Genomic DNA, 26376 nt, shown 5'->3' with positions numbered 1-26376 from the left:
CGAACGGAAAAAGGCCTCGGCATTGCCGGGGCCTTTTTTGTCATGGCGTCACCGCTCAGCCCTGGTCCCACACGTCGAAGGGCTGCGCCCGGATCCAGCGCGTGGCGGCCCACTTGGCGCCTTGGCGGACCGGCGCGCCGGCATGACGGCTGCGGGGGTCCGGCGAACCGTCGGGGAGTGTATTGTCGAAGGCGACCATGTCGCCGCCGCCGCCCGCAACCGAGAGGTTCTGCTCGGGAAAGCAGGTTTCGCCCCCGAGATAGCCGGTGTTGAGATAGAGCAGCGCCGTCACCTTACGCTGGTTGGTGACGTGCGGCAGAGTATCCATGTGAGCGCGGTATTCCTGCCCGGGCGCATAGTGCAGCACGTTGAGCGGTTCGCCCTGTTCCACGCGCGTGCCGGTGGCCGCGGCCAGCCGCCGCATGATGGCCTGGAGCGGCAGGGACTCGCGGGTCGGACCGACCACGGCAGCAGATGACGTGCGGATCGGATGCGGTATGGCGCGGCCGGTGCGGGGATCCGCGACGATCGAGGGCGCCAGCAGGTCGCGCACGGACATGGCAAGATGCGCGCATTCCTCGGGAGTCACAAACTGCCGCCAGCGCCTGACCTGATAGCCCCGGCCCAGCGGCTCGGGTTCGGGCAGAGCGAGGGGATAGCCGTCCGCGTCGATCTCCATCCGCCCGAGCAGGTTCAGGTCTTGCGCGGCGGTGCCGCCGTAGCGCTCCGCGGTGTCCCGCAGGATGGCCGTGGCGCCTGCCCAATCCTGAGGGGCGCCGGTACCGTTGGCGGTGAGAGCGGCCTCCATCAGCGCGGCATCCTCGCTGCCGGCGGACGTGGCCGCACGCAGCAGACGGCGCGCTTCGCCGAGGTCGCGAGGCAGGGGACTACCGATCAGCCGCCACCGCGCGAGCATGGCGAGACACTCGGCATCCCCCCGAGCGCCGGCTTCCTGCGCGATCTCCACGGCGTCCTGCTGCCGCCCGCTGTCCAGCGCATTGCGGGCACGTTCACTGGCTTGAGTCATGGCTGTCTCCTAAACCTGTCCGGCCAATAAAGAAAAGGGCCAGTGGATTGCTCCACCGGCCCAGTTCTTACTTCGCCGAGCTGGATCAGAGCTTGGCGACGAAGCCTGCGTATACATAGCGACCACGCACATCGTAGATACCGGCGCCGCCACGGCCAGTTGCCGTGTTGAGGCCGTTACCCACGCCGGTCAGGCCGAACGGAGGCATCTTGTTGCCGACGTTGTCGACACCAAGGTAGAAGTTGAACTGCTCCGACACATCAACATCGAAGCGGATGTCGTGGTAGGAAACCGAAGGATACTTGACGTATTCCGCATAGTCGGTGTTCTGCGGGGGCAGGCCATTGAGCGAATTATAGTCTTCGTAAGTATTCAGGTACATCTTGTCGATCCAGCGCACCTGGTAGCCCAGCGTGAACTTGCCGAACTTGATGCTGCTGTTGAAGTTTACCTGGTTCTTCGGGTCACCCAGTTCGCCAAGGAGACGGTCCTTGAAGGTCGGATCTTCCGGGTTGGTGAAGTTGTCGACCTTGAGTGCGCGGTTCCAAAGCACGCCGAGGTTCAGCTGGCCCCAACCGAAGTCGCGGCGATAGTTGACCGACGTATCGATACCGCGAACCTTCATCTTGGCGAAGTTGGCGGACAGTTCGTTGAGCGAACCCTCGATGATCTGGAACTGCTGCTCGCCGTTCGGACCGCCATTTGCGCCGGCGCGCTGGAACAGACCGCAGAACTGATTTTCCAGCGAGGAAGAGTCGTAGCAGAGGTTGGCGATCTGCTGGGCGTTTACCGAGCTGATCACATTGTTGACGGTGATGTCGTAGAAATCGACCGACATGGACAGTCCGGGCACGAAGGACGGCTGATAGACGGCGCCCAGCGTGTAGGAGTCGGACTTTTCCGCGCCCAGGTTCGGATTGCCACCAGCTTGTGTCTCAAGCGACTGGAGATAGACGAAGTCGTAGCCTGCGGGGGCACCCGCGGCTGCGCAGTTGGCGGCGCGATTGGCACTACCGGTGCCAATGTTGCGTGCCGAGCATGGATCGACGAACCCGGGAGCGAAGTTCTGGCCCACTGCCGAGTAGAGTTCGGACAGGTTGGGTGCGCGAACCGAACGCGAGTAGGTGCCGCGCAGGCGCAGATCTTCGATCGGACGCCAGTCGATACCGCCACCGTAAGCGAAGACCGTACCGGCCGCGCCCTTGTAGTCCGCAACGCGGCCCGAACCGGTCAGCGTCAGTTCGCGGAAGAACGGGGTGTCCTTGAGCAGCGGCACGCGGACTTCGGCGTAGGCTTCCTTCACTTCGAAGGCGGGCGACGTGAACGAGGGGATTGCGTTGTAGAACGCGTAACCCGCCTGAGTCATGTCATCGAGGTCGTAGCGGTTGGTCTCGCGGCGATACTCGGCACCGACCGAGAAGCCGACCGGGCCACCGGGCAGCTCGAACCACTTGGCAGAATCGCCCGCCACGAACGCGGAGGCGACGAACTGCGTGATCTTGCCGGTCGCTTGCGACTGCATGAGCAGGTAGTCGCGCGCAGCCTGCGTTACCGAGCCTTGGCCAAACGGATTGAGCGGAACGCAGGCAGCGATGTCGGCAGCGAGCTGTGCCGGATTGCCGCCGACGTCCGAACCGGCGTAACGCGGATCGATCTGGGCGCGGCAGCGGATCGTGCCATTTGCATCCAGAGCCGTGTCATTGGCCAGCAGGAAGCGCTGGGTGTTCACGTTGCCCTGGATCAGGTTGCGTTCCTTGAACTCACCGTAGTTCGCGGAAACCTCGTAGTTCCAGCCATCGTTGAAGTCGCCGCGAACGCCGAACACCGCACGGAAGGTTTCGCGGGTGATCTTCTCGTCGCGAATGCCCAGATCCACCCAGTTGCGACGCAGGCCGAAGCGATAGGTGCCAGCTGCGACCTGAGCGAGCGCGGCGGCCTGGTTGGCGGCGGCCTGTGCTGCGGTGTTGGAAGCAGTCTGGAATGCAGCGCCGGTATTCGGATTGACGCCCGAATTGATCGCTGCTGTCAGCTGCGCTGCCAGATCGGCGCGCGCCGCGGCCGACAGGTACGGGTTGTCGAGGCGGACGCCTTCACGATTGACCGAGCCACCAGCGTTGTTGAACGAGCGATCTGCGAAACCGCCGATCGATACGCCGTCACCCAGGGTCTGGCCCTGCGAGAAGAACGGGCCGCTCTGTGAACCCTGTGCTTCGGTGCGGACATACTTGGCTTCGAAGAACGGCACGAAGGCCGAGCTGACTTCGAAGTGGCCCATCGCATTGGCGGAGTAGCGGCGGAGGTTGGGCATGAAGGTCAGGAGCTGACCTTCGCGGCTGGTCGAGCCGTTGCCGCCAATGAATGCGCCGCTGGGGCCGACGCCCACACGGTCTCCGGTCTGGGGGACCAGCGAGCCGTCAGGCTGGAACAGCGAGTTGCAGGTGAAGGCAGAGCCGTTCGCGCCGCCGCAAGGGCCGCTTGCGCCACCGTAGCGGAATGCGGTCAGACCGCCGAGCGAGATGGTGCCGCTGCGAATGTCGCGGAAGAAGCGGCGGTCGGGATTGCCATCGCTCGGCGCGCTGGCGGGGTCGGTGTCGACTACGACGAAGCCGTCGTTACGCGCCAGCGGGCGACCGGTGGCATCGTATTGCGACTGGTTCGAGTATTCCAGGTTGACCGCGATGTTGCCGCGACCTTCGGCGAAATTCTTGCCTGCCAGCAGCGAGACGTACTGGTTGCCGGCGTCCTTATAGTCGGGGGAAAGGCCGGCCTGTCCGCGCAGCTGAAGGCCTTCGTAATCGGTCTTCAGCTTGAAGTTGACCACGCCGGCGATTGCGTCGGAACCGTAGATCGAGGAGGCACCGCCCGTGAGGACTTCGACGCTCTCGATCAGGTCGGTCGGGATCGTGTTGATGTCGACCGAAACGCCGGTCGAAAGAATGTCGCCTGCTACGTGGCGGCGACCATTCACCAGAGTCAGCGTGCGCACCGAACCCAGACCACGGAGGTCGAGCAGGTTCAGGCCGCGCGTGCCCAGGAAGCGGGTCGAGTTCTGCTGGCTGAAGGTGTTGCGCAGCTGGGGCAGCTCGTTGAGCACGTCACCAACAGAAACCTGGCCTGTCTGGAAGAACTGTTCTCCAGTCACCACGGTGACGGGGTTTGTCGATTCCAGGTTCGCCGAACGAATGCGCGAACCGGTTACGACGATGGCGGGGGCGCTGGCCGAGTCGTCGGCGTCGGCTGCGGCCTGGTCTTGCGCGTATGCGCTCGTGGCGAAGGCCAGAGCGAATACGGGCAGGCTGGCTGCGCTACGCAGCGCCGCCTTCTTCAGAGAGTTTTGCACGTTGTTGTGTCCCTTGTTGCTTTCGCGCGCACAGCTGGAAGCGTGACCAGACCCGCCGTGCACCCGGATGCAGCAATCTTCGTGCGTGAACGCGGAAGATTGCCATGAGGGGATTTCTCGCGCCGAGGGCGTTCGCTTTCAATCGTAAACGCCGCCCTCGGCCGAATTGCAGCTACGGTTGTGACAAAGCTGCAACAGCAAAACTCCGCATTTTCAGGGAGATTTCCGTCAATAACTCAGAGTAGTTGTGATCGGATTGTCACAAAAGTCTAATGTCTAGGCAATATCGAGACGAAATATGTCGTGCGCGACCCATGATGAAGAATTTTAGTTGCTCGCGGCTTTTTCGTGCCGATCGTCATGGTCGTGAAGCAAACGTCACTTCACACGGCGCATTTTGATCGGTCTTTGACCATTCACCGAGACGGTGAACGTTCCAAGCACGCCGCGTGCTATTTCTGCTTTGTTGCCGATCTTAGGGGAGAGCACGAAGTCGCGCGTGTCGTTCTGCTCCCAGGTGCTGCCGTCCTCGAAATCGATCAGCCAGCCCGCACCGGTTCTTCTTACGCCGGCGACGGTCGTCGAGACTGCCTTCAACTCCTCGGCCGCATCCGCATTGCCTCCAAAGCCCATGAGTTTCGCGACCGGCGTTGCAAATCCGAACAGGCCGCGCTTGGCGGTTTCGACAGCCTTCTTGTCGGCGATGACGATTTCGTGCCGGCTGGTGGCCTGGTCGAGCGCGGCAACCTGTTTGTCGTAGCAGGCCAGGCGCGCGGCGGCGTCGGCGATTTCACGGCAGGCGACGAGTTGCCGGTAGGGTTCGGGTTGATCGGTGGGGGTCTTGTCGGCGGCCAGCGCCGCCTGGGAAGCCAGCAGCGCCATGGCCGCCGCTGACAGATATGCCTTGTTCAATGCCCGTTCCCTTCGCTGCCGGATATCTCCGGTTTGGTAGCAAGCCAGACCGTGCGGCAGCAAGCGAACTGATCGAGCGGCAGAATATGGGGTCTCCTGCTGTGCTTTCGCAGCATTACCGCTCTCGATGGACGGGTTCATGAAATGATGTTGCGGCAATGTCACGACATGGAACAGAAATTTGCGGACTGAGCTGAACGGGATTCGCTGTAAAACCCGCTCGTCTAATTCGCCTTTGTTGCGGATTTGTCACAAGGATCCGCGAATGTTGCGGGGCAACCGTCAAAGCCCTTTGAGCAAGTCCTGCTTTGCGTAATGAAAGCCTATCTTCCGCCGCGCGAAATATCCTTACAGGGGGGTCGCGTGTCGGAAAATTCAAGGGGCGGCGTCACACCGTGCCTTAGAAAAAAGGGACACACACACGTGAACAAGCAAACTCTCACCGCGCTGAAGGCTGGCGCAGCACCTCTGGTGCTCGGCTTCGCCCTGCTCAGCAGCGGCGCCCAGGCGCAGGACGCGGCCGACGACACCGCCAGCGGTCCGGCGATCGTCGTTACCGGCAGCCGCATCGTCGCACCGAACCAGGCTTCGATCGCGCCGATCACCACCGTGACGTCGCAGGACATCCAGCTGCAGGGCACGACCCGCACGGAAGACCTGCTGAACTCGCTGCCGCAGGTTGTTGCCGGCCAGAGCTCGGGCCTCGCCAACGGCGCCACCGGCACCGCCACGGTCGACCTTCGCGGCCTCGGCCCGTCGCGTACGCTCGTGCTGATCAACGGTCGCCGTCTGATGACCGGTGACCCGAACAGCACCACTTCGGCGGCTGACCTTAACTTCATCCCGGCTGCGCTGGTGAAGCGCGTCGACGTGCTGACCGGCGGTGCTTCGGCGACCTACGGCGCGGACGCCGTGGCCGGCGTCGTCAACTTCGTGATGGATACCGAGTTCGAAGGCTTCAAGATCGACGCCAACTACGGTCTCTACACGCACAAGAACAAGAACGGCTTCATCGGCGACCTGCTCGATGCCAAGGCGGGCGATCCGGCTTATGCCTACCCGCGCGGCAGCAATGCCGACGGTGGCCAGTACGACCTGACCGCGGCCTTCGGCACCAGCTTCGACGACGGCCGTGGCCACGCCACTGCCTATGTCGGCTATCGCCGTGCCACCCCGGTTCTTCAGCGCAAGCGTGACTACTCGTCGTGCTCGATCGGCACGAACGCTGCCGGAACCTTCGCTTGCGGCGGTTCGGCAACGGCTGCACCGGGCAACGTCCTGTACTACGATCCGGCCAACACCAGCTCGTCGACGATCGGTGCTCTTGGCGCCGGCACGATCACGCAGGGCGGCCAGAACATCTACAACTTCGCGCCGCTGAACTATTATCAGCGTCCGGACGAACGTTACACGGCCGGCGTCTTCGCCGACTACGAAATCAACACCGCGATCCATCCCTACATGGAATTCATGTTCATGGATGACCGCACCGTCGCGCAGATCGCGCCGTCGGGCGATTTCGGCAACACGCTGACCATCAACTGCGACAACCCGCTGATGTCGGCCGCACAGCGCGCCGAAATCTGCCAGCCGAGCAACCTGATCAACGGCTTCCTCGGCAACTTCCCGCTGGCTGCGGGTGCGAACTACAACACCAACCCCAACGCCGCTCCGGTCAACTTCACCGATCCCACGACGGGTGCGACCTACAACAAGGCGTTCATGCAGCTTCTGCGTCGTAACGTCGAAGGCGGCGCTCGCCAGAGCGATCTCCAGCACACCTCGTTCCGTACCGTCATCGGTTCGCGCGGCGAGTTGGGCAAGGCCTGGTCCTACGACGCCTACTACCAGTATGGCCGCACCAACTACACGCAGGTCTACTCGAACGAGTTCTCGGCTGCCCGTCTTGCCAACGCGCTCGACGTTGTCCAGACGGCGAATGGCCCGGCTTGCCGCGTCACGGTCACCGGCCAGGACCCGAACTGCTCGCCCTATGACGTGTTCAGCGGCAACATCTCGCAGGCTTCGCTCGACTATCTGACGGCGACCGGCTTCATGAAGGGCCAGACCTCGCAGCAGGTGGCAAGCGCTAGCTTCACCGGCATGCTCGGCGAATACGGCATCAAGTCGCCGTGGTCGTCGGACGGCGTCAATGTGGCGCTTGGTGTGGAATACCGCCGCGACTCGCTGGAACTGCGGACCGACAACGCCTTCACCACCGGCGATCTCACCGGCCAGGGCGCTCCGACGCTCGACACCGACGGCGCCTACAAGGTCACCGAGTTCTTCGGCGAAATCGATATTCCGATCGTCCAGGACAGCTTCATCCAGAGCCTGTCGTTCAATGGCGGCTATCGCTACTCGCATTACAGCATCTCGAACGGCCGTACCTTCAACACCAACACCTACAAGCTGGGTGTCGATCTTGCCCCGGTCTCGGACATCCGTCTGCGCGCCGGCTACAACCGCGCCGTCCGCGTGCCGAACATCCAGGAACTGTTCGCGCCGCAGATCGTCGCGCTTGACGGCACGACCGATCCTTGCGCCGGCCAGGACGAGCTTACGCCCGTCTGCGCCGCACAGGGCGTCAGCGGTGGTACCTCGCTTAACCCGGCCGGCCAGTACAACGGCCTGATCGGTGGCAACCCCGACCTCAATCCGGAAAAGTCGACCACCAAGACCCTTGGTGTCGTTCTTCAGCCGCGTTGGGTTCCGGGTCTGACCGCCAGCGTCGACTGGTTCGACATCAAGGTGAAGCAGGCCATCCAGCAGTACGGCGCGGACGCGATCCTCGCGGCCTGCGGCACGGGCAACAATGACGCTTGCGACCTGGTCAACCGCGATCCCTCGGGCTCGCTGTGGCTGACTTCGGGCGGCTACGTGGTCGACATCTACCACAATGTGGGTGGCGTGAAGACGCGCGGCTTCGAGTTCAACGGCAACTACTCGACCGAGATCGGCAATGCCGGCCGCGTGTCGCTTAGCTTCGTGGGCACCTGGCTGAACAATTACATCGTCGATAACGGTCTGACCGAGTCGTACAACTGTGCAGGCTACTACGGTCCGACTTGCGGCACTCCGCTGCCCAAGTGGCGCCATAAGGCCCGCGTCAGCTACACCATGTCGAACGGCGTAGGACTTTCGTTGCAGTGGCGTCACCTCTCGTCGGCTACTGTCGAGTTTGCCAATGAATCGTCGACCTTGGCGACTTCGGCATCGCGCGCCGCTCGCAACCTGAACTCGCTCGACGACAAGCTGAAGGCGATGGACTACTTCGACCTGACGCTGACCGCCGACCTCGGCAAGAACCTGACCTGGCGTCTGGGTGCGACCAACCTGCTGGACAAGGATCCGCCGCTGGTCACCTCGAACGCTTGCGCCAGCGTCGTCTGCAACGGCAACGCCTATCCGGGTACGTACGACGTTCTGGGTCGCTACGTGTTCACGGGCATCAGCATGAACTTCTAATCGTTCCCACGAACGGTTAGTCTTTGGCGGCGGTCTTCCCCGGAGGGCCGCCGCTTCTGTTTCCGGCGGACGCGTCCGCCAAGCAATTCGGACCCCTGCATGACCACGACCGCCAAGCCATCGGAAAAGCCCAATCCCTCGGATGAGCTTCGCCGGATTGCCGGATTGGCGCGCATGGGGCGGCTCGACGAAGCGGCGCAGGCCGTCGTCGCGGCCGTGGCAGCCGAGCCCGAAGATCCCGCGCTGGCCGCTCTCGGCGGTGCGGTTGAGTTCCACCGCGGCGATTTTGCGCGTGCTGCGACATATCTGGAGCGCGCCCATTCCCTGCGACCGCAGGACCTGGTCGTGCGCACCAATCTGGCCGAATCCTATTTGCGGACCGATCGCAAGGACGAGGCCCTGGCGCTCTGCGATGAAGCCTGCGCTTTCGCTGAACCGAGCCTGCGCCTTGCCCGGCTCGGTGCGCATCTGGCGCAGGAGGCCGGAGATTTTGCCAAGGCCGCACGGCTTTATCGCCATGTCCTGGCGAGGCAGCCGGACGATTGGTCGCTGCTGAACAATCTCGGCAACACCCTCAGCGAGCAGGGAGAGGCGGCGGAAGCCATCGAGGTGCTGCAGCGCGCGATGGCGCTGGCTCCCGATTCCCCGCCGATCCGCGTCAATCTGGGGACGGCCTTGCTCCTCGCGGAACGTGTGGAGGAAGGGGAGACCGTGCTGCGCGATGCGGCGCGCGATTTCCCGGACGATCATGTGCCGATGCTGACTCTGGCGCGTTTTTACCACGATAACGGTATCGAGGATCGCCAGTACGAAGCCATCGCCGAGGCAGCGCGGCGCGAGCCCGGCAATGCCGCGTTGCAATCCGATTACGGTCAGGAAGCCGCCCGGCGTAACGACTATGCCATCGCCGAAGGCCAGTTCGAGGCCGCTCTTGTCATCGAGCCGGCACTGGGCCCGTCCTTCGTCGGGCTTGCTGCCGTCTATGAACGCAGCAACCGCGAGGCGGAGCTGGAACCCTTGCGTGAGCGCGCCCTTGCCAGCGGAACCGATGCGCAATCGCTGGCCTATATCGATGCCCTGCGTTTCAAGCGGGCCGAGGACTTCGGGCCGGCATTCGAGGCGCTGGAGCAGTCGGGCGAGGTCGTCGTGGCCAATCGCCGCCATCAGCTTCGCGGCATCATGCTCGACCGCATGGAACGCTATGACGAGGCTTTCGGCGAATTCGCCGCCATGAACGCCAGTCATCTCGACGAGCCGTCGCAGCCTGCCGTTCGCGCCGAGCGATTCCGCGGCGATCTCGCGCGGGATCGGGCGCTCGTGACGCCGCAGTGGCTGGGCGGCTGGAGCGAGACCCCGCCTGCCGATCGTGCCTCTCCGGTCATTCTGCTGGGCTTTCCTCGTTCAGGCACGACGTTGCTCGATACGATGCTGATGACGGCGCCGAACACCCTGGTGCTGGAAGAGGAACCTTTCTTCGGAGAAATCGAGACGCAGCTTGGCGGCGTGAACGCTTTGGCAGGGCTGGATGCCGCGGCCATCGTTGCCGCGCGGGCCCGTTACTTCGAGCGCGTATCCCAGCATGCGCCGCTGGGGCCGGATAGGTTGGCGCCAGACACGCTGATCATCGACAAGCACCCGCTGCACCTGGGCAAAGTCCCGGTGATCCGCCGCCTGTTCCCCGATGCCCGCTTCGTGCTGGCGCTGCGGCACCCCTGCGACGTCATCCTCAGCTGCTTCATCACCAACTTCCGCCCCAACAATGCCATGAGCAATTTCCTGGATCTGGAGACAGCGGCGCGGTTCTACGATCTCACCTTCTCTTATTGGGAGCAGGCGCGGGAGGTGTTCGACCTGCCGGTTCGCACGGTCGTTTACGAAAGGCTGGTTGCAGACCAGGCGCGCGAGCTGGCACCGCTGTTCGACTGGCTGGACCTGCCGTGGGCCGGCGAGGCGTTCGACCACCGCGAAGCCGCGCGTGCGCGCGGCGTGGTGCGCACGGCCAGCTACGCCCAGGTCACCGAGGCGATCTATACCCGCGCGGCCGGGCGTTGGCGGCGGTACGAGAAGCATCTCGAACCGGTGCTGGATATCCTGCGGCCCTGGGTGGAACGCTTCGGTTATTCGCTTGAGGACGACCGGGTGCCGGCCTGGGGCGGCCCGCCGGACCTCGACATCGATCCGGTCTGAACACGCTCGGGGGGGCAATGAACTCAGGGACTACGACTTTCGCGCAAGTGGACCGGCTGACGGCGGCGGGCAATCTCCCGGCCGCGGCGCAGGCCCTGCAGATATTGCTGGAGAGCGCCGGATCGGAATCGGGTTCGCCCGATTTCGAACTGCCGTCGCTCGATGTGCCGGCGCTCATGGCGCAATGGCTCAAGCTGGCGGGTCTGCGCCGGGCCTTGCGGCAGCCGCACAAGGCGCTGGAGGCCGTCCACCGCGCGCTGGAACTGGCGCCGCTCGATTTCATGGCGCTTGTCATGCGGGCCGGGCTGCTGGAACGGATCGGCGATGCCCAGGCGGGCGCGGCCTGGGGCGAAGCCCTGGCGCAGCTGCCGGAGGGCCCCATGCCGTCGCCGCTCGAAGCTGCCGTAGCGGCGGGGAGGGCGTTTCATGCCAACTGGCTGGAAGAGCGCGGCCAGCACCTGGAGCAAGTCGCGCGGACGGCGGGCCAAGAGGCCGAGACTATCGAAGCCGATGCCGATCTGGACTGGCGGATGGCGCGGTTCCGCGACAATATCCTGCGCAAGACGCGGGTCTATCACAGCGAACCCACGCATTTCCATTATCCCGGCCTGGTCGAGCGGGAGTTCCATCCCCGCCATGCGACACCGTGGCTGGCCGAAGTGGAGGCCGGTTTCGAGGCGATCCGTGCGGAGATGCTGGCGCTTATGCAGTCCGAGCGCGCCGAGCTGGAACCCTATATCCAATACGAGGACCGCGAGAACCTGGCGCAGTGGCGGCCGCTGAACCGCAGCCGGGACTGGAGCGCGATCCATCTGCTGCGACACGGCAGGGAAGTGACGCACAACGCCGCGCAGGCGCCGCGCACGATGGAGATCCTCTCGCGCCTGCCACAGCCGCAAGTTGCCGGCGCCTCCCCGAATGCCATGTTTTCGCTGCTGGCGCCGCACACCGCGATCCCGCCTCATGTCGGCGTCGACAATACGCGGCTGGTCTGCCACCTGCCGCTCGTCGTCCCGCCGGGTTGCTGGTTCCGCGTCGGTGCCGAGACGCGGGAATGGCGGGAAGGCGAAGCTTTCGCGTTCGACGATACGATCGAGCACGAGGCGATGAATCCCACCGATGTCCTCAGGATCGTGCTGATTTTCGACGTCTGGCATTACGGCCTTGCCGAAACCGAGCGCGGGGCGGTGGCGGCGACGATTGCCGCGGCCGGCCGCGACGTGGACGGGCGCTAGTGTCCGTGCCCGGAGGCGAGAGGCAGGCGCTGGCCGAACTGGCGGAACAGGCGCTCGCCCACGGCGACGAGGAACAGGCCGAAGCGCGGCTGGCGGCCTGGCTGACCCGCAATCCGTCCCGCCATCCCGCCGATGTCACTATCCTCCATTGGACCGCGATGCTGCGCCGCGCGCTCGACCGCCGCGACGGTGCCATTGCCGCGCTGGAGGCGGCGCAGCGGCTGGCGCCGGACAATGGCGGTGTGGTCCATGCGCTGGCGCATGTCTCGCTGGAGGCGGGGCGCCCTTCGGCGCGGCTGTTCGAGCAGGCGACGCTGTTGGCCCCCGCGAAAGGCGAGATCCGGCTGGGGCTCGCCTCGGCGCGGCTTGCCGAAGGGGAAGGGCCGCGCGGCCTGGCCGAGCTGGAGGCGATGCTTGCGGCCAACCCCGGCTGGATGGAAGGACATCGCCAGTTCGGCCAGTTGTCCGTCATGGTGGGGCAGGAGGGCCGGCTGCTGGCGAGCATCGAGGCGGCCTTGCAGCGCTTCCCCCAGAGCGATGGCTTGCGGGCGCTCGCTATCGAACTGCTGCTTTCCGGCGAGCGCCATGCCGAAGTCCTGGCCGCAGCGGACCGCGCGATCGCTGTTCACGGACCGGTTCGCACGTTCCTCCTGTCGCGGGCGGCTGCGCTAGACGAACTGGGACGGGGCGAGGAAGCGGCCGCCGCATTCGCGGCACTGGGTGCCGCGACCGATCAGGGCCATGCGGTCTGGCGCCTGCGCCATCTGCTGCGCCGGGGGGAGGCCGCAAAGGCCGTCTCGGAAATGGAGCCTCTTCTCGCCGGGGAGGGCGCGGAAGCGATCTGGCCTTACGCGGCCCTGGCCTGGCGCCTGGCGGGCGATCCGCGGTCTGCCTGGTTGGAGGCGGAGGGGCTTGTCCGCGTGATCGACCTCGATCCTGCCGAGATCGGGCTGGACGCGCTCGTGCCGATGCTGCGCGGTCTCCATGCGCGATCCGGTCGGTTCCTCGATCAGTCCGTTCGCGGCGGGACTCAGACGGACGGGGTCTTGCTGGCGCGATGCGAACCGGAAATCACGCGCATCCGCGAAGTCCTGCGCGGCGAAATCGCGAAATTCGAAGACAGCCTTCTGCCGGTCGATGCCGCCCACCCCACGCTTGCGCGGAAGCGAGGCCGGCGTCCGCGGTTTGCCGGTAGCTGGTCGGTACGGCTGGCCTGCGCGGGCTTTCATGCGCCGCATCATCACCCGCAAGGCTGGATCAGCTCGGCGCTCTATCTCGCTGTTCCGCAAGACCTTCCTTCCGGTGAGGGATGGCTCGATCTGGGCGGTGCGCCCGCAGGACTGGGCGATCTTGCCCCGCGCGTTTCGGTGGAGCCGAAGCCGGCGCGGCTCGTGCTGTTCCCGTCGTGGATGTGGCATGGGACCCGGCCTTTCGCCGCGGGCGAGCGCATGACGCTCGCCTTCGACGTCGCGCGCACTTGAAGTGCGATACGTCCCGATTTACCTTCGTTTCATCCAGTCTTTCGGCGCGCGAACCCAAAGGTCGGCGCCACGGAGTTACACGATGCACATGATCACACGAGTTGCCGTCGCTGCCTGCGTCCTGGCAGCCCCCCCAGCGCTGGCAAGCGACCCGGCGCCGCAGGTAACGGGCCAAACTACGGCGCAGACCGCACCGGTCGCACCGGTCGCACCGGTCGCGCCGGCCGCGGTTCCGGCCACGTCCGTCGCCAAGAACGACATCGAGAAGAAGGACCCGATGATCTGCCAGCGGGTGGAGGAAATCGGCTCGCGTCTGCGCGCAAAGAAGATTTGCATGAGCAAGAGCCAGTGGGAAGAACAGCGCCGCGGCGATCGTTCGAACATCGAGCGTTCGCAGATCCAGCGCGGCATGGACCCGGTGGGCTGATTCAGCGCGCCATCCTGCTCACGGAGCGGGCCCCCGCGCCGGGCCCCCCGCCGGCCGACGACGCCAGGCGACGACGCCGGGCCATGACGCCGGGGCGCGATTTCACTCTGCCCGATTGACCTGCCGGTTTGAGCTGCTTAACCGGTTGATTAAATCGTCGGGCCTGACTCATCAGGTCCAGGTCATCGGGCATGCCTGCCCTCGCCGTTCGGTGGGGCTGGCCTGCGCGGGCAGGAAGGGGAAGCAGCATGAAACTGGACAGTAGCCTTGCCGCCGTCGTTACCGGCGCGGCATCGGGCCTGGGCGCAGCCACCGCGCGCGCGCTGGCGGAGCAGGGTGTGAAGGTCGCCGTGTTCGACCTTAACGTCGATGCCGGAGAGGCCATTGCGGCAGAGATCGGCGGCGTGTTCTGCCAGGTCGACGTGACTGACGATGCCAGCGTCGATGCCGGCTTCGCCAAGGCCCGCGCCGCTCATGGGCAGGAACGGGTGCTGGTCAACTGCGCCGGCATCGCGCCCGCTTCCAGGACCGTCGGCCGGAACCGCGAGACCGGCGCGCCGCGCGCGCACGACATGGCCCTGTTCGAGAAGGCCATCGGCATCAATCTCATCGGCACTTTCCGCTGCATCAGCAAGGCGGCGGCGGGAATGGTCACGCTCGATCCCGTCGATGACGCCGGGGCGCGGGGCGCCATCGTCAACACGGCCTCGATCGCGGCACAGGACGGGCAGATCGGGCAGGCGGCCTATGCGGCGTCGAAAGGCGGCGTGCTGGCGATGACCCTGCCGATCGCGCGCGACCTCATGAGTGAGGGAATCCGCGTGAACACGATCCTCCCCGGCATTTTCGAGACGCCGATGATGGCCGGCATGCCGCAGCAGGTACAGGATTCGCTGGCCGCCATGGTCCCGTTCCCCAAGCGCCTGGGCAAGCCGGACGAATATGCCAAGCTCGCTCTCTTCATGCTGGAGCATGACTACATGAATGGCGAATCCGTCCGGCTCGACGGCGCGATCCGCATGGGCCCGAAGTAAGCGTTTCGGGGAACAGGGGCGGAAACCGGGACATGGCGCAAGGCAATTCCACGAGCGAGACCGGCGCGCCGCCGCCCGGCGCCCGCGCCCAGTTGCTCGAGACGGCGAGCGCCATCATGCGCGACGGCGACGTGATCGACATCTCGCTGTCCGAACTGTCGCTACGCTCGGGCCTCAATTCCGCGCTGGTGAAATACTACTTCGGCAACAAGGCCGGGCTGCTCAAGGCGCTGCTCGACCGCGACTGGCAATCGATCGTCACCAGCGTCGACGCGCTGGTGGCCAAGGACGGCTGGTCGCCCGAGGCCAAGTTGCGGCGCCATCTCTGGAAGGTCGTCGATACCTTCTACGAGGTTCCCTACCTGAACCGCCTGACCATGCGCATGGTGCGCGAAAGCGACGATACCGAGGCGCGCCGCATTGCCGACTGCTATCTCTCGCCGATCTACCGCGCCTATGAACAGCTCATTGGCGACGGTGTGCGGGCAGGGGTGTTCCGTGAAATCGATCCGCAACTTTTCTACTTCACGGTGACCGGGGCGGTGGACCGATTCTTCTCGGCGCGGCTGGTGCTGAAGCATTGCTTCGACCAGGACACGTTGACCGAGGAACTGCGCGACCGCTACCGCGAACACACGATCGACATCATCATGGCAGGTATCCTTGCGCGCTGAAAAAAGCAGCTTCTGGCACATCGGCATTCTGGGCGGATCGGGTCTCGCCGCCGGCATCGAACTGGACGAGGCGCAGGAGATCACGGTTTCCAGCCCCTTCGGCGCGCCTTCCGGCCCGGTGACCACCGGCTGGCTTGGCGGTGTGCGCTTCACGTTCATCGCACGCCACGGCGCGGGTCACGCCATTCCGCCATCCGCCGTGAATTACCGGGCCAATATCGACGTGCTCAAGCGCTGCGGTGCTACCGACGTGCTGGCGCTTTCCGCGATCGGCTCGCTGCGCGAGGAGATGGCGCCGGGGCACATGGTCATGGTCGACCAGTTCATCGACCGGACCACGGGGCGTACGGGCAGCTTCTTCGGCACGGGGCTGGTCGCGCATGTCAGCCTGGCCGATCCCGTCTGCCCGCGCCTTTCCGCAATGGCAGGGGCTGCGGCCGAAGCGGCCGGGGCCAGGGTCCATCGCGTCGGCTGCTACCTCGCGATGGAAGGGCCGCAGTTCTCGACCCGCGCGGAAAGCCGGATGTATCGGAACTGGGGCGCCGACGTGATCGGCATGACCGGCATGCCCGAAGCGAAGCTCGCGCGGGAGGCGGAGCTTCCCTACGCCATGCTGGGCATGGTCACTGACTACGATTCCTGGCGCGAGGAAGAGGCCGGCGTCGAAGTCAGCCATGTCCTGGAAGTCATGCATGCCAATGCAAAAGTCGCGCACGACATGCTGCGCAGCCTGGCGGCCAGCCTTCCGGCCGAACGCGCACCCAGCCCCATCGACCGGGCGCTCGATCATGCCTTGATAACCGCGCCCGATGCGCGCGACCCGGCACTGGTGGCGCGGCTCGATGCCGTGGCCTGCCGCCTGTTCGGCGAACGGGACTGATCTTCCGGGACAGGCGCGGGCCGGGCTGAGGCCCGTCATGCCCGCCTGGGCCTTAGCCTCCGCGCGTGACCGGGATCAGCGCTCCGGTAACGGCGCGGCCGGCGTCGGAGGCGAGGAAGGCAATCACGTCCGCTATCGCTTCGGGCTGGACCCAGGTGGCGAAGTCCGCATCCGGCATGTCCGCCCGGTTGGTCGGCGTGTCGATGATGCTGGGCAGGATGGCGTTGACGGTGACGCGGGTGCCGGCGAGTTCTTCGGCAAGCGCCTCGGTCAGGCGGTGGACGCCTGACTTGGAAGCGGCGTAGGCGCCCATGCCCATGCCGGCCTTTACCGCCGCTCCGGCGCCGATGCTGATGACCCGGCCGGCCGCCGATGCCTTGAGTTGAGGCAGGGCAAGCTGGGTGATCGTGGCCGCCGTCGTGAGGTTCATGGCCTGCATGCGCGCCCAGCTCGCCAGCGATCCGCCTTCAAGTGTTTCCCAGGTGAAGCCGCCCGCGACGTTGACCAGCACGTCGATCCCGCCATGCGCAGCGGCAACCCGGTCGAGCGCGGACTGGGTGGCGGCGGCGTCGGTCAGGTCCACGCCGCCGATGTCGAGCGCGCCGACCAGCGGGTCACGGGCCTCGGGCGCGAAGTCGATACGGGCGACCTTGTCGCCGGTGCGGGCGAATGCAGCGGCCACTGCCGCGCCGAGAATGCCGAAACCACCGGTGACGATAACCGAACGTGCCATGAAAACTCCTCGCTTTGGCGCGAGGCTAGCCATCCGCCCGGGTCGCGGCAAGGCGCCATCGGCCTGGACGGAAAGCCAACGCCCCGTCGATGCCGCAAGGGCAAAGGAAAGGCGGCCGTCCCGCAGGAAGGCCGCCCCTGGTCCAGACGAAAGGCCATTTCGGCCAGTTCGCCCGGGGCGCCTTTCAGCGCCTTTTCACATGCAGGTCAGAGCTGGCCAAGCATGTGGTCGGCGGAGCTGACTTCGAAGGCGCCGGGCGCCTCGACGTTGATCTGCTCCACCACGCCGTCGTTCACGACCATCGAGAAGCGCTGGCCGCGGTGGCCCATGCCGAAGCCGGTGCCGTCCATCACCAGGTCCATGGCCTTCACGAAGTCGCCATTGCCGTCGGACAGCATGGTGACATCGGCAGAGCCCGAGGCCTTGCCCCAGGCGCCCATCACGAAGGCGTCGTTGACGGCGGTGCAGGCGATCTCGTCGACGCCCTTGGCCTTCAGTTCGGCGGCCTTGTCCACGAAGCCAGGCAGATGCTTGGCCGAGCAGGTCGGGGTGAAGGCGCCGGGAACCGAGAACAGCGCGACCTTGCGGCCGGCGAAGAACGCCGCGCTCTGCACGGGTTCGGGGCCGCTTTCGCCGGCCTTGATCAGCTTCACGTCAGGCAGCTTGTCTCCAACGGCGATGGTCATCGTGTAAATCCTTCTGATGCAAGTCGATTGCGACGGTGCAGATATAGAGTGCCGGCGCGCTCCGACAATGTCGCGGCCGGAGATTGCACGCCTCGTCACCGGCTTTAGGCGATGTTAACCAACTCGTGTAAACTCTTGCCTTGGGACGGGACGAAAACCCGCCATTGGAGGAGGAGCACGAAGATGAGCAACAAGCCTGAAACGCGCGTAAGCAAAAGCCGATCCTTCCTGGCGATCGCCGGCGCGGTGGCTGCGCTGGCAGCGCTCCCGGCAGCAGCCGCACCGAAACCGGCGGCGATCGGCGATGACGGATCGGAACGCGTGCAGCGTCTGGACGCGATGCTGAAAGTCACGGCCATGCGGTGCGAGAGCCGGGGCGAGGGCTTCGATACCGATTACCGCACGTTCAGCCGGCAGCATCGCGGCGATCTCGACACGGCGGCGCGGCACATGCGCAGCGCCTATCTCCATGCCTATGGCGCGAAGAACGGCCAGCGCGCGCTGGAGCGGATGAAACTCGGGATGGCGAACCAGTACGGCGCCGGACATCCCTGGCTGGATTGCGGACAGCTGCGGCAAGTGACGCAGGGCCTCGCCATCGCCATCGGGCGTGAGCCTCTGGTCGAGACTGCTGGGCAGCTGCTGGGCTATCGTCCGGTGCAGACCATACCGGCGCTGGCCATCCGCTAGGGACATCCGCAAAGGCGGCTGACGGCCAGGTTCGGGGCCTATTCCGCCGTCCGAACCACCCCCCGAAAAACCATCGCATCGCACCGAAGGCGGCGCGTTTCCGGCTCTTGAGCCCAGGAAACGCGCCGCCTTTCGCGTGTGCTTCACGAAGGCGCTCTGCTGCCTTGACGGGTGCCGATTCGTGATCTAATTAGAATAAGCATTCCGGTTTTATAAAGGCGCCCGATCGCAAAGCGGCGCCGACTAGGGAGAGTTTGATGAGACTGGCATTCGTGCTTCTTTCCACGTCCGCGCTGGCCGTTCCGATGACCGCCATGGCCCAGACGGAATCCGCGCCGCAGCCTGCCGGCGAAACCGCGGCGCAGGAACAGCCCACCGGCCTTGGCGACATCATCGTCACTGCCAACCGCACGGCTTCGAGCGCGCAGGACACGCCGACCGCGCTCAACGTCTATTCGGGTGATGCACTGCGCGATGCCGGCATCGCTTCGGTGCGCGACCTTGCGTCGATCGACGCCAGCGTGAACATCTCTCCGTCCGCAGGCGCAGCTTATGTCGCGGTGCGCGGCATTGCCTCGACCGACGTGACGGAAATCGGCGACCCGTCCGTTCCCGTTTCGCGTGACGGTTTCTACACCAACCGCTCCTTCTCGCTGAACTCGTCGATGTACGATCTGGCGCGCATCGAAGTGCTGAAGGGCCCGCAGGGCACGCTCAACGGCCGTAACTCGACCGGTGGCCTGGTGAGCATCATCACCAATCGCCCGCAGTTCGTGAACGGCGGCTACAGCGCGGTCGAAGTGGGCAACTTCGGCGCGTTCACCGGTGAGATGGGCGCGAACCTGGCAGTGAGCGATACGTTCGCGATCCGCGCCTCGGGCACGTACCTGACCCACAAGGGCTATCGCAAGATCGACGGACCGACCACCTCCGGGGACGACGAGGACTTTGCCTCGGGCCGTATCCAGGCGATGTACAAGTCGGGCGGTCTTTCGGCATGGGTGTCCTACCAGCACGATTCCCGCACCGTGAACGGCGATGCCATCCTGCGCGGCACGCTGGGCGGGCCGAAGCCCAGCTTCAAGGACCTGGGCGCCTTCCCGGGCGATGCTGCGCAGAAGACCACGCTGGAGGGGGACCGCGTTCGCTGGGAGCTGGCCTACTCGACCGACAGCAATCTCAACTTCATCTATGCCGGCGGCTACGACAGCCAGAACTGGCACAATGTTCTCGACGCCACCGGCCCGGAATATCCTGCCAACCGCCAGTTCCGCCAGAACGAGCGCCCGAAGACCTGGAACCACGAATTCCGGGTGAGCAACGACAGCGCATCGAAGCTGTTCTTCCAGGCCGGCTATTTCCGGTTCAGCGAGAACAACACGGTCGATTCCGGCCTGTTCAACCTCGACATGACCGGCCTGTTCGCGGACGGCGGTCCCCTGGCGGCGCTCGGCCAGCCGGACCAGTACGGCATCAAGTTCGACTACAAGATCAAGACGCGCTCTCAGGCCGTGTTCGCCCAGGTCGACTACGACCTGACCGACCAGCTCGAACTCAGCCTTGGCGGCCGCTACACCTGGGACAAGAAAGTGCGCAGCGGGCAGGCGTTCCTGGACCTGCAGGCCCTGTCCAGCCCCTTCGCGCCGGCCTTGAGCTTCCCGGTGGCGGGCGACGGCAGGCTGAGCGACGGGCAGCCGACCTGGCATGTCGGCCTGAACTATCGTCCCATGCCTGACACGCTGATCTATGCGAAGTACGACCGCGGCTACAAGTCCGGCGGCTTCAATTCGAACGGCAGTTCCGCTTCGGTGCCTTACGATCCCGAGCAGCTCGATGCGTTCGAGATCGGCACCAAGAACCCGCTGATGGGCAACAAGCTGCAGCTCAATGGCGACGTGTTCTACTCGAACTACCGTGGCTACCAGGCCTCGCAGACCTCGGACGTGCTCCAGGGCAGCGGCATCTTCAACGTCGGCTCGGCGAAGATCTTCGGCGTCGAAGGCGAAGTGAAGGCGCTCCTGGGCGAAACCACCCGGATCGGCATCAATGCGGCCTACCTGCACACCAAGTTCGGGGACGGCATCATCGTCGACGACGGCGATGGCAATCCGCAGGACATCAGCGGCAATCGCCTGCCCAATGCCCCGTCGTTCACCGTCACCGGTTCGATCGACCAGGACTTCGTCGTGGGTGCCGGCAAGGTCACTGCCCATGCCGACGCGAAGTTCTCGTCGAAGTACTACTTCTCGGCGTTCAACGTCGACGACATCTCGACCGACGATTTCGTGGTCGCCAATGCCTCGCTCGGCTACGAGCCGGACGTAGGCGGCTGGAAGGTGATCGCCTTCGTGCGCAACATCTTCGACAAGAACGTGCTGGCCTATGCGCAGCAGAACTTCGTCTCGCACACCAACAACTACCAGTTCCAGCCCCCGCGTACTTACGGCGTGCGGGCGAGCGTCAACTTCTGACGCCGGATACCGTCTTCGCGGGCCTGCATTTCTCCTCCGCGGGCCCGCGGCAAACTGCCCCACGCAAAATGGGGAGGGGCGTGGCATCGCTGCCGCGCCCCTTATTTTGTGCGGCCGGGATCAGCCGGTCGCGAACCCCGGGCCTCTGTTCAGAAGTCGGTCTTGAGATAGGCCAGGCACATCCGGCCCAGCTCGATCTTCAGTTCCTTCCAATCCTGCGGATGGACCGATTCTCCGGTGGAACCGAGGCTCAGCTGGCGGGCGAGCGTGGCGAAGATGATCTGGTAGGCGGCATTGGCCTTGCGCTCGTGATCGCTGCCGCCGAACTGGTCGCTGTAGTTCAGCATGGCACCGATCCCCAGGGCGGCGGCACGGTTGGCGCTCTGGCGGCCGGGACCGGCGACCAGTGGATCGAAAGCGGCGCGGGCCATGCTCTGGCGCAGCAGCGGCGCTTCCTCGCGCAGCAGCTCGGCGTAGTTCTCGACGAACGCCGGAACGACGGTGACCAGCGAGTCGGACTGCTCATGCACGCGGGCCATCATCTCGTCCTCGCGCACTTCCATGCGCTTGAGATGATTGCCGATCACGGCGCGGACGAGGTTCTCCTTGCTTTCGAACCGCAAGTAAATGGACCCGATCGAGACGCTGCCTTCCTGGCTCACTTCCTGAAGAGTGAACTCTTCGCTTCCGCGTTCGAGCATGAGTTTTTCGGCCGCCGCGACCATGCGTTCGAGCGACGCCTTGCTGCGCCCCTGCTGGGGCTTGCGGCTGACGGAATCGACGGCGAGCTTTTTTTCAGCCGAGCGGGGCTTTGCGCGTGTTGACATGGCAGCAACAAACAGCCTATCGAAATCAGAACGTCAATTCTAATCCACATTTATTTCACACCGGCACGCACGCCATCGCGGCGGCGGCAATGACCCCAAGGGAGGGGAAGATGCGTTTTTCCGTATTTCTGAACGCCCGATCGCTCGGTCCCGAACAGGATCGCAGGCTGATGAAGGACCTTGAGGGGCACGCGAAACTGGCGGCCGACCTCGATTACGATGCCATCTTCCTGCCGGACCATCACTTCAACGGCTACATGCCGGTGGCCAGCGACAGCTTCATCTTCGCCGCCTATCTCGCCGCGCAGATGCCGAAGATGCATTTCGGCTTTTCGGTCGTCTCCGTGCCGCTGCACCACCCGGTGCGCCTTGCCGAGCGGATCAACATCCTGGACCAGCTGACCGACGGCAAGCTGCTGGTGGGCGTCGGTTCGGGCACCACGCCGGAAGAGATGATCGGCTTCGCGGTGGACTACCGGGATGCCGGTTCGATCGCGGAGAACAACCTGGCGCTGGCGGAACAGCTCTGGGCCAAGGGCATGGAAGACCCCGCCGTCGTGATCGACAACGGGCCGTACAAGGGCCGCGTGCTCCAGCGCATCACGCCTGCGCCTTATACGCCGGGCCATGCACGCCTGATGCCGGTGGCGATGAAGGAAGCCAGCGCGCGCCGTGCGGCGGAGAACGGCTGGCCGGCATTCATCCCTGCCTTCACCCCGCCCAGGATCGGCGGCACCGAGCCCTTCGTCCACGTCAAGAAGTGGTTCGACATCTACAAGGGCTTCCTGCTCGATGCCGGGCATGACGATGCCGTGGTGAAGTCCGCGCTCGACTGGACGACTCACACTTATCAGGTGGTCCATGTGGCCGAGAGCGACGACCAGGCGCGCGAGGAACTGGAAGTGATCCTGCGCAGCTACCAGGAAGCGATCGAGCGCGAGGCGGAATTCAACGCCCGCGCCGAGAGCGACGATGCCAACAAGAAGACCGACAGGACGCCCGACGCCCTCAGCGACGACTGGATCGGCACCTGGTGCCTCTACGGTTCGCCCGAGACGGTGCAGGCGCATCTGGCGCCTTATGCCGAACTCGGCATCGGCAACGTGCTCTGCGGCACGACCACCGGCCCGCTGACCGAGCAGCGCCTCGCCTATGGCGACCAGACGCTGCGCCTGATGGCGGAGAAGGTGATGCCGGCGTTCAAGGCCGCGGTGCCGGCCTGAGGCTTTCGATACCGACATGACGGCGCGGCCCGCAAGAAGGCCGCGCCGGTTTAGGAGAATGCGATGACCGTGATTTCGCCCGCCGCTCCCCGGCGGATCGTGGGCCTCGGCGGAACGTTCCGCCAGGCTTCCTCCAGCGAGCGGATCGTGCGCGCCGTGCTGGCCGAATGCGCGGCACTGGGCGCCGAGACAGTGATGTTCGACGGGCCCGCGCTTGCGGGCCTGCCGCATTTCAACCCCGAGAAACCCGACCGCACGCCCGCGGAACAGGCGCTGGTGGAGGCCGTGCGCGGCGCCGACGGTATCGTCATCGGCAGCCCCGGCTATCACGGCGGCTATTCGGGCCTCGTCAAGAATGCCGTCGACCTGCTGGAAGACTTGCGCGGCGATAGGCGCGTCTATTTCGACGGGCGGCCGGTGGGCCTGGTGGTCACGGCGGCGGGCTGGCAAGCCTGCGGCACCACGCTTTCCGCCTTGCGCGACGTGGTCCATGCGATGCGCGGCTGGCCGACGCCGGTGGGCGTTGCAGTCAACTCGGTGGAGCAGAAGCCTTTCGCGCCGGACGGAACGCTGGTCGACGATGGCATTGCCCGCGCCGTGCGTGCCCAGGCCGAGCAGATCATGGGCTTTCGCATGGCGCCGAGCCAGGTGGAGGTTGCCGCATGAGCGATGTGACTTTGGCGCAATCCTGCGCGCTCACGGCCGGCGGGTCGATGTGGTCGACACTGGCCGTGCCGGAAGCGGGGATCCCGTCTTTCACCATGTCCGATGGCCCGCTCGGCATCGCCAGCGGCAAAGTGGATGAGCGCGACATCGCCTTGCTCAGCCCTTGTTCGACCCTGCTGGGCGCCACCTGGGACCGCGACCTCACCCGTCGTATCGGCGCCCTGGTGGGCAGCGAGGCCGTGGCGCGCGGCGTGGATGCGGTGCTGGCGCCCAATCTGAACCTCGCGCGCAGTCCGCTGGCTGGCCGGGCCTTCGAGTATTTCTCTGAGGATCCGGTGCTGACCGGCGTGCTCGGCGCGGAATGGGTCAGGGGCCTGCAGTCGACCGGCACTGGCTCGGTCGCCAAGCACCTGGTCTGCAACGACAGCGAAACCGCGCGGGACGAAGTGGATGTGCGCCTGGACGAGCGCACCTTGCGCGAAGTCTACCTGCTGCCGTTCCAATACGCGGTGGAGGCGGGCTGCGTGGGCCTGCTGGCCGCGTACAACAAGGTCAATGGCGCCTGGTGCTCGGAGCAGGGCCATGTCCTGACCGGCGTGGTCAAGCAGGACTGGGGCTTCGATGGGCTCATCATGAGCGACTGGTTCGGCACCCATTCCAGCGAGGGCACGATCAATGCCGGCCTCGATCTGGAAATGCCGGGGCCGGCGCGGTTCATGGGGGGCAAGCTGGAGGCGGCGATATCCGCAGGGGCGGTCGATCCGGCGCGCATCGAGGATGCGGCATCGCGCGTGGCCTCGGTCGCGCGCCGGGTCACTGCGAACAAGGCGCCGCCGATCCCTACAGCCGAGGCCGAGGCGCTGCTGGTGGAGGCGGCAGCGGCCGGCTTCACCCTGCTGCGCAACGAGAGGGACATGCTCCCGCTCGCGCCGGGATCGGTGAAGACGCTGGCGGTCATCGGCCCCAATGCCTGGGCGCCGTGCTTCCAGGGCGGGACATTCGCGAAGATCTCGATCTCGCCCGATGCGCCGACCCCGGTGGACGCGCTGCGCGAGACTTACGGCGAGTCCTGCGAGATCCTGTTCGCGCCGGGCGTAGATCCGCAGCCGCGCCTGCCGAACATGAGCGTGACGCCCGCGATCGACATCGGCGACGGCTGCACGCGCGGCATGACGCTGGAATACTTCGCCGCGCCGGAATGCGCGGGCGAAGTGCTGACCCGCGAGACGCGCGATACCAATTCGCTTGTCTGGTTCGTGGGCGTGCATGAGCAGGCGCGCTTCATGGAGCCCGGCTCGGTGCGCGCCAGCGGCCGCTACACCGCGGAGCGCAGCGGCGAGCACAAGCTGCACCTCGGTTCGACCGGCGCGGCACGCATCCTCGTCGATGGCAGGGAAGTGCTGCGCGCCGGCGGCGAGGTTCCTGCGGGCGATGTGATGGGCGTGCTGAAGCGCGGCGATTCCGATGCCGTCAGCCTGGATCTTGCCGAAGGGCAGGACGTGGCGATCACGGTCGAGTTCTCGTGGACTGGCGGGCGCGTGCAAGGCCTCTGGTATGGCCTGCGCAGCCCCGGCAGCGCCGAGGAAATGCTCCAGGCCGCCGTCGATGCTGCACAGGCAGCGGATGCCGTGTTCCTGATCGTGGGGGAAACCTCCGATTCCAGCGTGGAAAGCAAGGACCGGCCGGATACGCTGCTTCCCGCCGAGCAGCTTCGCCTGATCGAGGCGGTGACGGCGGCCAATCCGCGCACGGCGGTGATCGTCAATGTCGGCCATGCCTTCGACAGCGCGTGGGAGGAGAAGGCGGCGGCGCTGCTTGCCGTCTGGTATCCGGGCGAGGGCTTTGCCCGCGCGCTGGCGGATGTGCTCTCCGGCGCGCGCGAGCCTGGCGGCCGTCTGCCGGTGACGTTCGCGGCAAGCGAGGCGGACTATCCGGCTTTCGCGCTCCAGCCTGCGGAGGACGGTTCGCTGACTTACGCGGAAGGCACCTTGCTGGGCTATCGCGGCCTTGCCGCCAGCGGCAAAGCCGGGCGTCACCCCTTTGGTTCGGGCATGGGCTATGCGCGCTTCGCATGGGCCGATGCTGCGGTGGAGGGCAACATGCTGCACGTTACGGTGGCCAATGTGTCGGACCGCGCGGGCAGCGATGTCGTGCAGGTCTATCGTGACGTTCCCGAATGCGCGCTGGTGGGCTTTGCCCGCGTCCTGCTCGCCGCCGGGGAGAGCCGCCGCATCGCCGTGCCGCTGGAACCCCGCGCGCTCCAGCGCTGGGGGACAGAAGGCTGGGAGCCGGTTGCCGACCGGCTGACGCTGCGGCTTGCACGGCACTGCGAAGATACCGGACTGGCCGTCGAAATGGAGATTGCTGCGCTGGCCTGAAGCGCAGCATTTACGGAAAAGGAAAGGCCTGCCGGGA

Annotated in this window: 19 protein-coding genes; 13 read left to right on the top strand and 6 right to left on the bottom strand. The window is 65.5% G+C overall.

The annotated features are described in order from the left end of the window. Nucleotides 1–55: 55 nt before the first annotated feature. The 3 genes from EDF57_RS04050 to EDF57_RS04040 form a co-directional block, all read right to left on the bottom strand. Entirely contained in the window at nt 56–1027 is a 972-nt protein-coding gene (locus tag EDF57_RS04050; RefSeq protein WP_134093154.1) for a 2OG-Fe(II) oxygenase, read from the bottom strand. Nucleotides 1028–1112: 85 nt separating this feature from the next. Next, complete coding sequence (locus EDF57_RS04045) at nt 1113–4367, bottom strand: TonB-dependent receptor (RefSeq protein ID WP_243840861.1); 3255 nt, start codon at nt 4365–4367, stop codon at nt 1113–1115. A gap of 378 nt (nt 4368–4745) precedes the next feature. After that, entirely contained in the window at nt 4746–5420 is a 675-nt protein-coding gene (locus EDF57_RS04040) for a hypothetical protein (protein WP_134093153.1), read from the bottom strand. A 282-nt stretch (nt 5421–5702) separates the two neighbouring features. Between EDF57_RS04040 and EDF57_RS04035 the strand changes: the two genes are divergently transcribed. From EDF57_RS04035 to mtnP, 8 genes are all read left to right on the top strand, one after another. Next, complete coding sequence (locus EDF57_RS04035) at nt 5703–8747, top strand: TonB-dependent receptor (protein WP_243840860.1); 3045 nt, start codon at nt 5703–5705, stop codon at nt 8745–8747. A 99-nt stretch (nt 8748–8846) separates the two neighbouring features. Beyond that, nucleotides 8847–10934 (top strand): tetratricopeptide repeat-containing sulfotransferase family protein, encoded by a 2088-nt coding sequence (locus EDF57_RS04030; protein WP_134093151.1) that lies wholly within the window; start codon nt 8847–8849, stop codon nt 10932–10934. A gap of 17 nt (nt 10935–10951) precedes the next feature. Further along, complete coding sequence (locus EDF57_RS04025) at nt 10952–12169, top strand: aspartyl/asparaginyl beta-hydroxylase domain-containing protein (RefSeq protein ID WP_134093150.1); 1218 nt, start codon at nt 10952–10954, stop codon at nt 12167–12169. After that, entirely contained in the window at nt 12169–13650 is a 1482-nt protein-coding gene (locus EDF57_RS04020) for a putative 2OG-Fe(II) oxygenase (RefSeq protein ID WP_166675163.1), read from the top strand. The genes EDF57_RS04025 and EDF57_RS04020 overlap by 1 nt, the downstream gene beginning before the upstream one ends. An 88-nt stretch (nt 13651–13738) precedes the next feature. After that, nucleotides 13739–14077, top strand: coding sequence for a hypothetical protein (locus tag EDF57_RS04015; RefSeq protein WP_208324776.1), 339 nt, complete (start codon nt 13739–13741; stop codon nt 14075–14077). 248 nt (nt 14078–14325) lie between these two features. Continuing rightward, nucleotides 14326–15111: an SDR family oxidoreductase gene (locus EDF57_RS04010; RefSeq protein ID WP_134093147.1), complete on the top strand. Its 786-nt coding sequence runs from the start codon at nt 14326–14328 to the stop codon at nt 15109–15111. A gap of 32 nt (nt 15112–15143) precedes the next feature. Next, nucleotides 15144–15785, top strand: a complete 642-nt coding sequence (locus tag EDF57_RS04005; protein ID WP_132263401.1) for a TetR family transcriptional regulator — start codon at nt 15144–15146, stop codon at nt 15783–15785. Beyond that, nucleotides 15775–16665 carry an S-methyl-5'-thioadenosine phosphorylase gene (gene mtnP, locus EDF57_RS04000; protein WP_134093146.1) on the top strand — a complete coding sequence of 297 codons (891 nt, stop codon included), beginning with the start codon at nt 15775–15777 and terminating at the stop codon, nt 16663–16665. The genes EDF57_RS04005 and mtnP overlap by 11 nt, the downstream gene beginning before the upstream one ends. 52 nt (nt 16666–16717) lie before the next feature. Here mtnP and EDF57_RS03995 read toward each other — a convergent pair whose 3' ends face one another. Together EDF57_RS03995 and EDF57_RS03990 are read right to left on the bottom strand one after the other, a co-directional pair. Beyond that, nucleotides 16718–17398: an SDR family NAD(P)-dependent oxidoreductase gene (locus EDF57_RS03995; RefSeq protein WP_134093145.1), complete on the bottom strand. Its 681-nt coding sequence runs from the start codon at nt 17396–17398 to the stop codon at nt 16718–16720. 206 nt (nt 17399–17604) lie between these two features. Further along, nucleotides 17605–18084: a peroxiredoxin gene (locus EDF57_RS03990; RefSeq protein ID WP_132263396.1), complete on the bottom strand. Its 480-nt coding sequence runs from the start codon at nt 18082–18084 to the stop codon at nt 17605–17607. A 183-nt stretch (nt 18085–18267) separates the two neighbouring features. Here EDF57_RS03990 and EDF57_RS03985 point away from each other — a divergent pair, with 183 nt between their 5' ends. Continuing rightward, nucleotides 18268–18774 (top strand): S-adenosyl-L-homocysteine hydrolase, encoded by a 507-nt coding sequence (locus tag EDF57_RS03985; RefSeq protein WP_134093144.1) that lies wholly within the window; start codon nt 18268–18270, stop codon nt 18772–18774. Nucleotides 18775–19031: 257 nt separating this feature from the next. Next, the gene (locus tag EDF57_RS03980; protein ID WP_134093143.1) at nt 19032–21245 is read left to right on the top strand and encodes a TonB-dependent receptor; all 2214 of its coding nucleotides are present in this window, start codon (nt 19032–19034) and stop codon (nt 21243–21245) included. A gap of 149 nt (nt 21246–21394) precedes the next feature. On the opposite strand, the gene EDF57_RS03975 is transcribed toward EDF57_RS03980, so the two are convergent. Continuing rightward, entirely contained in the window at nt 21395–22072 is a 678-nt protein-coding gene (locus EDF57_RS03975; protein WP_132263391.1) for a TetR/AcrR family transcriptional regulator, read from the bottom strand. Nucleotides 22073–22182: 110 nt separating this feature from the next. On the opposite strand from EDF57_RS03975, the gene EDF57_RS03970 reads away from it, so the two are divergent. The 3 genes from EDF57_RS03970 (at nt 22183) to EDF57_RS03960 (ending at nt 26339) form a co-directional block, all read left to right on the top strand. Continuing rightward, nucleotides 22183–23295 (top strand): LLM class flavin-dependent oxidoreductase, encoded by a 1113-nt coding sequence (locus EDF57_RS03970; protein WP_132263389.1) that lies wholly within the window; start codon nt 22183–22185, stop codon nt 23293–23295. 63 nt (nt 23296–23358) lie between these two features. Next, complete coding sequence (locus tag EDF57_RS03965) at nt 23359–23961, top strand: NADPH-dependent FMN reductase (RefSeq protein WP_134093142.1); 603 nt, start codon at nt 23359–23361, stop codon at nt 23959–23961. Beyond that, a complete protein-coding gene (locus EDF57_RS03960; RefSeq protein ID WP_134093141.1) occupies nt 23958–26339 on the top strand; it encodes a glycoside hydrolase family 3 C-terminal domain-containing protein in 2382 nt (793 codons plus the stop codon). The genes EDF57_RS03965 and EDF57_RS03960 overlap by 4 nt, the downstream gene beginning before the upstream one ends. The last annotated feature ends 37 nt before the right edge of the window (nt 26340–26376 follow it).

Source organism: Novosphingobium sp. PhB55 (assembly GCF_004368805.1).
Taxonomy (GTDB): Bacteria; Pseudomonadota; Alphaproteobacteria; order Sphingomonadales; family Sphingomonadaceae; genus Novosphingobium.
Note: the sequence above shows the minus strand (reverse complement) of the source record. Positions and strands in the feature narration are given on the sequence as shown.

What these genes read in the sequence shown, in the direction of transcription:
- EDF57_RS03995 (WP_134093145.1), bottom strand. Translation starts at nt 17,398, where the DNA reads ATGGCACGTTCGGTTATCGTCACCGGTGGTTTCGGCATTCTCGGCGCG.
- EDF57_RS04025 (WP_134093150.1), top strand. Translation starts at nt 10,952, where the DNA reads ATGAACTCAGGGACTACGACTTTCGCGCAAGTGGACCGGCTGACGGCG.
- EDF57_RS03980 (WP_134093143.1), top strand. Translation starts at nt 19,032, where the DNA reads ATGAGACTGGCATTCGTGCTTCTTTCCACGTCCGCGCTGGCCGTTCCG.
- EDF57_RS04015 (WP_208324776.1), top strand. Translation starts at nt 13,739, where the DNA reads ATGATCACACGAGTTGCCGTCGCTGCCTGCGTCCTGGCAGCCCCCCCA.
- EDF57_RS03975 (WP_132263391.1), bottom strand. Translation starts at nt 22,072, where the DNA reads ATGTCAACACGCGCAAAGCCCCGCTCGGCTGAAAAAAAGCTCGCCGTC.
- EDF57_RS03960 (WP_134093141.1), top strand. Translation starts at nt 23,958, where the DNA reads ATGAGCGATGTGACTTTGGCGCAATCCTGCGCGCTCACGGCCGGCGGG.
- EDF57_RS04040 (WP_134093153.1), bottom strand. Translation starts at nt 5,420, where the DNA reads ATGAACCCGTCCATCGAGAGCGGTAATGCTGCGAAAGCACAGCAGGAG.
- EDF57_RS03965 (WP_134093142.1), top strand. Translation starts at nt 23,359, where the DNA reads ATGACCGTGATTTCGCCCGCCGCTCCCCGGCGGATCGTGGGCCTCGGC.
- EDF57_RS04005 (WP_132263401.1), top strand. Translation starts at nt 15,144, where the DNA reads ATGGCGCAAGGCAATTCCACGAGCGAGACCGGCGCGCCGCCGCCCGGC.
- EDF57_RS04030 (WP_134093151.1), top strand. Translation starts at nt 8,847, where the DNA reads ATGACCACGACCGCCAAGCCATCGGAAAAGCCCAATCCCTCGGATGAG.
- EDF57_RS03985 (WP_134093144.1), top strand. Translation starts at nt 18,268, where the DNA reads ATGAGCAACAAGCCTGAAACGCGCGTAAGCAAAAGCCGATCCTTCCTG.
- EDF57_RS04010 (WP_134093147.1), top strand. Translation starts at nt 14,326, where the DNA reads ATGAAACTGGACAGTAGCCTTGCCGCCGTCGTTACCGGCGCGGCATCG.
- EDF57_RS03990 (WP_132263396.1), bottom strand. Translation starts at nt 18,084, where the DNA reads ATGACCATCGCCGTTGGAGACAAGCTGCCTGACGTGAAGCTGATCAAG.
- EDF57_RS03970 (WP_132263389.1), top strand. Translation starts at nt 22,183, where the DNA reads ATGCGTTTTTCCGTATTTCTGAACGCCCGATCGCTCGGTCCCGAACAG.
- EDF57_RS04050 (WP_134093154.1), bottom strand. Translation starts at nt 1,027, where the DNA reads ATGACTCAAGCCAGTGAACGTGCCCGCAATGCGCTGGACAGCGGGCGG.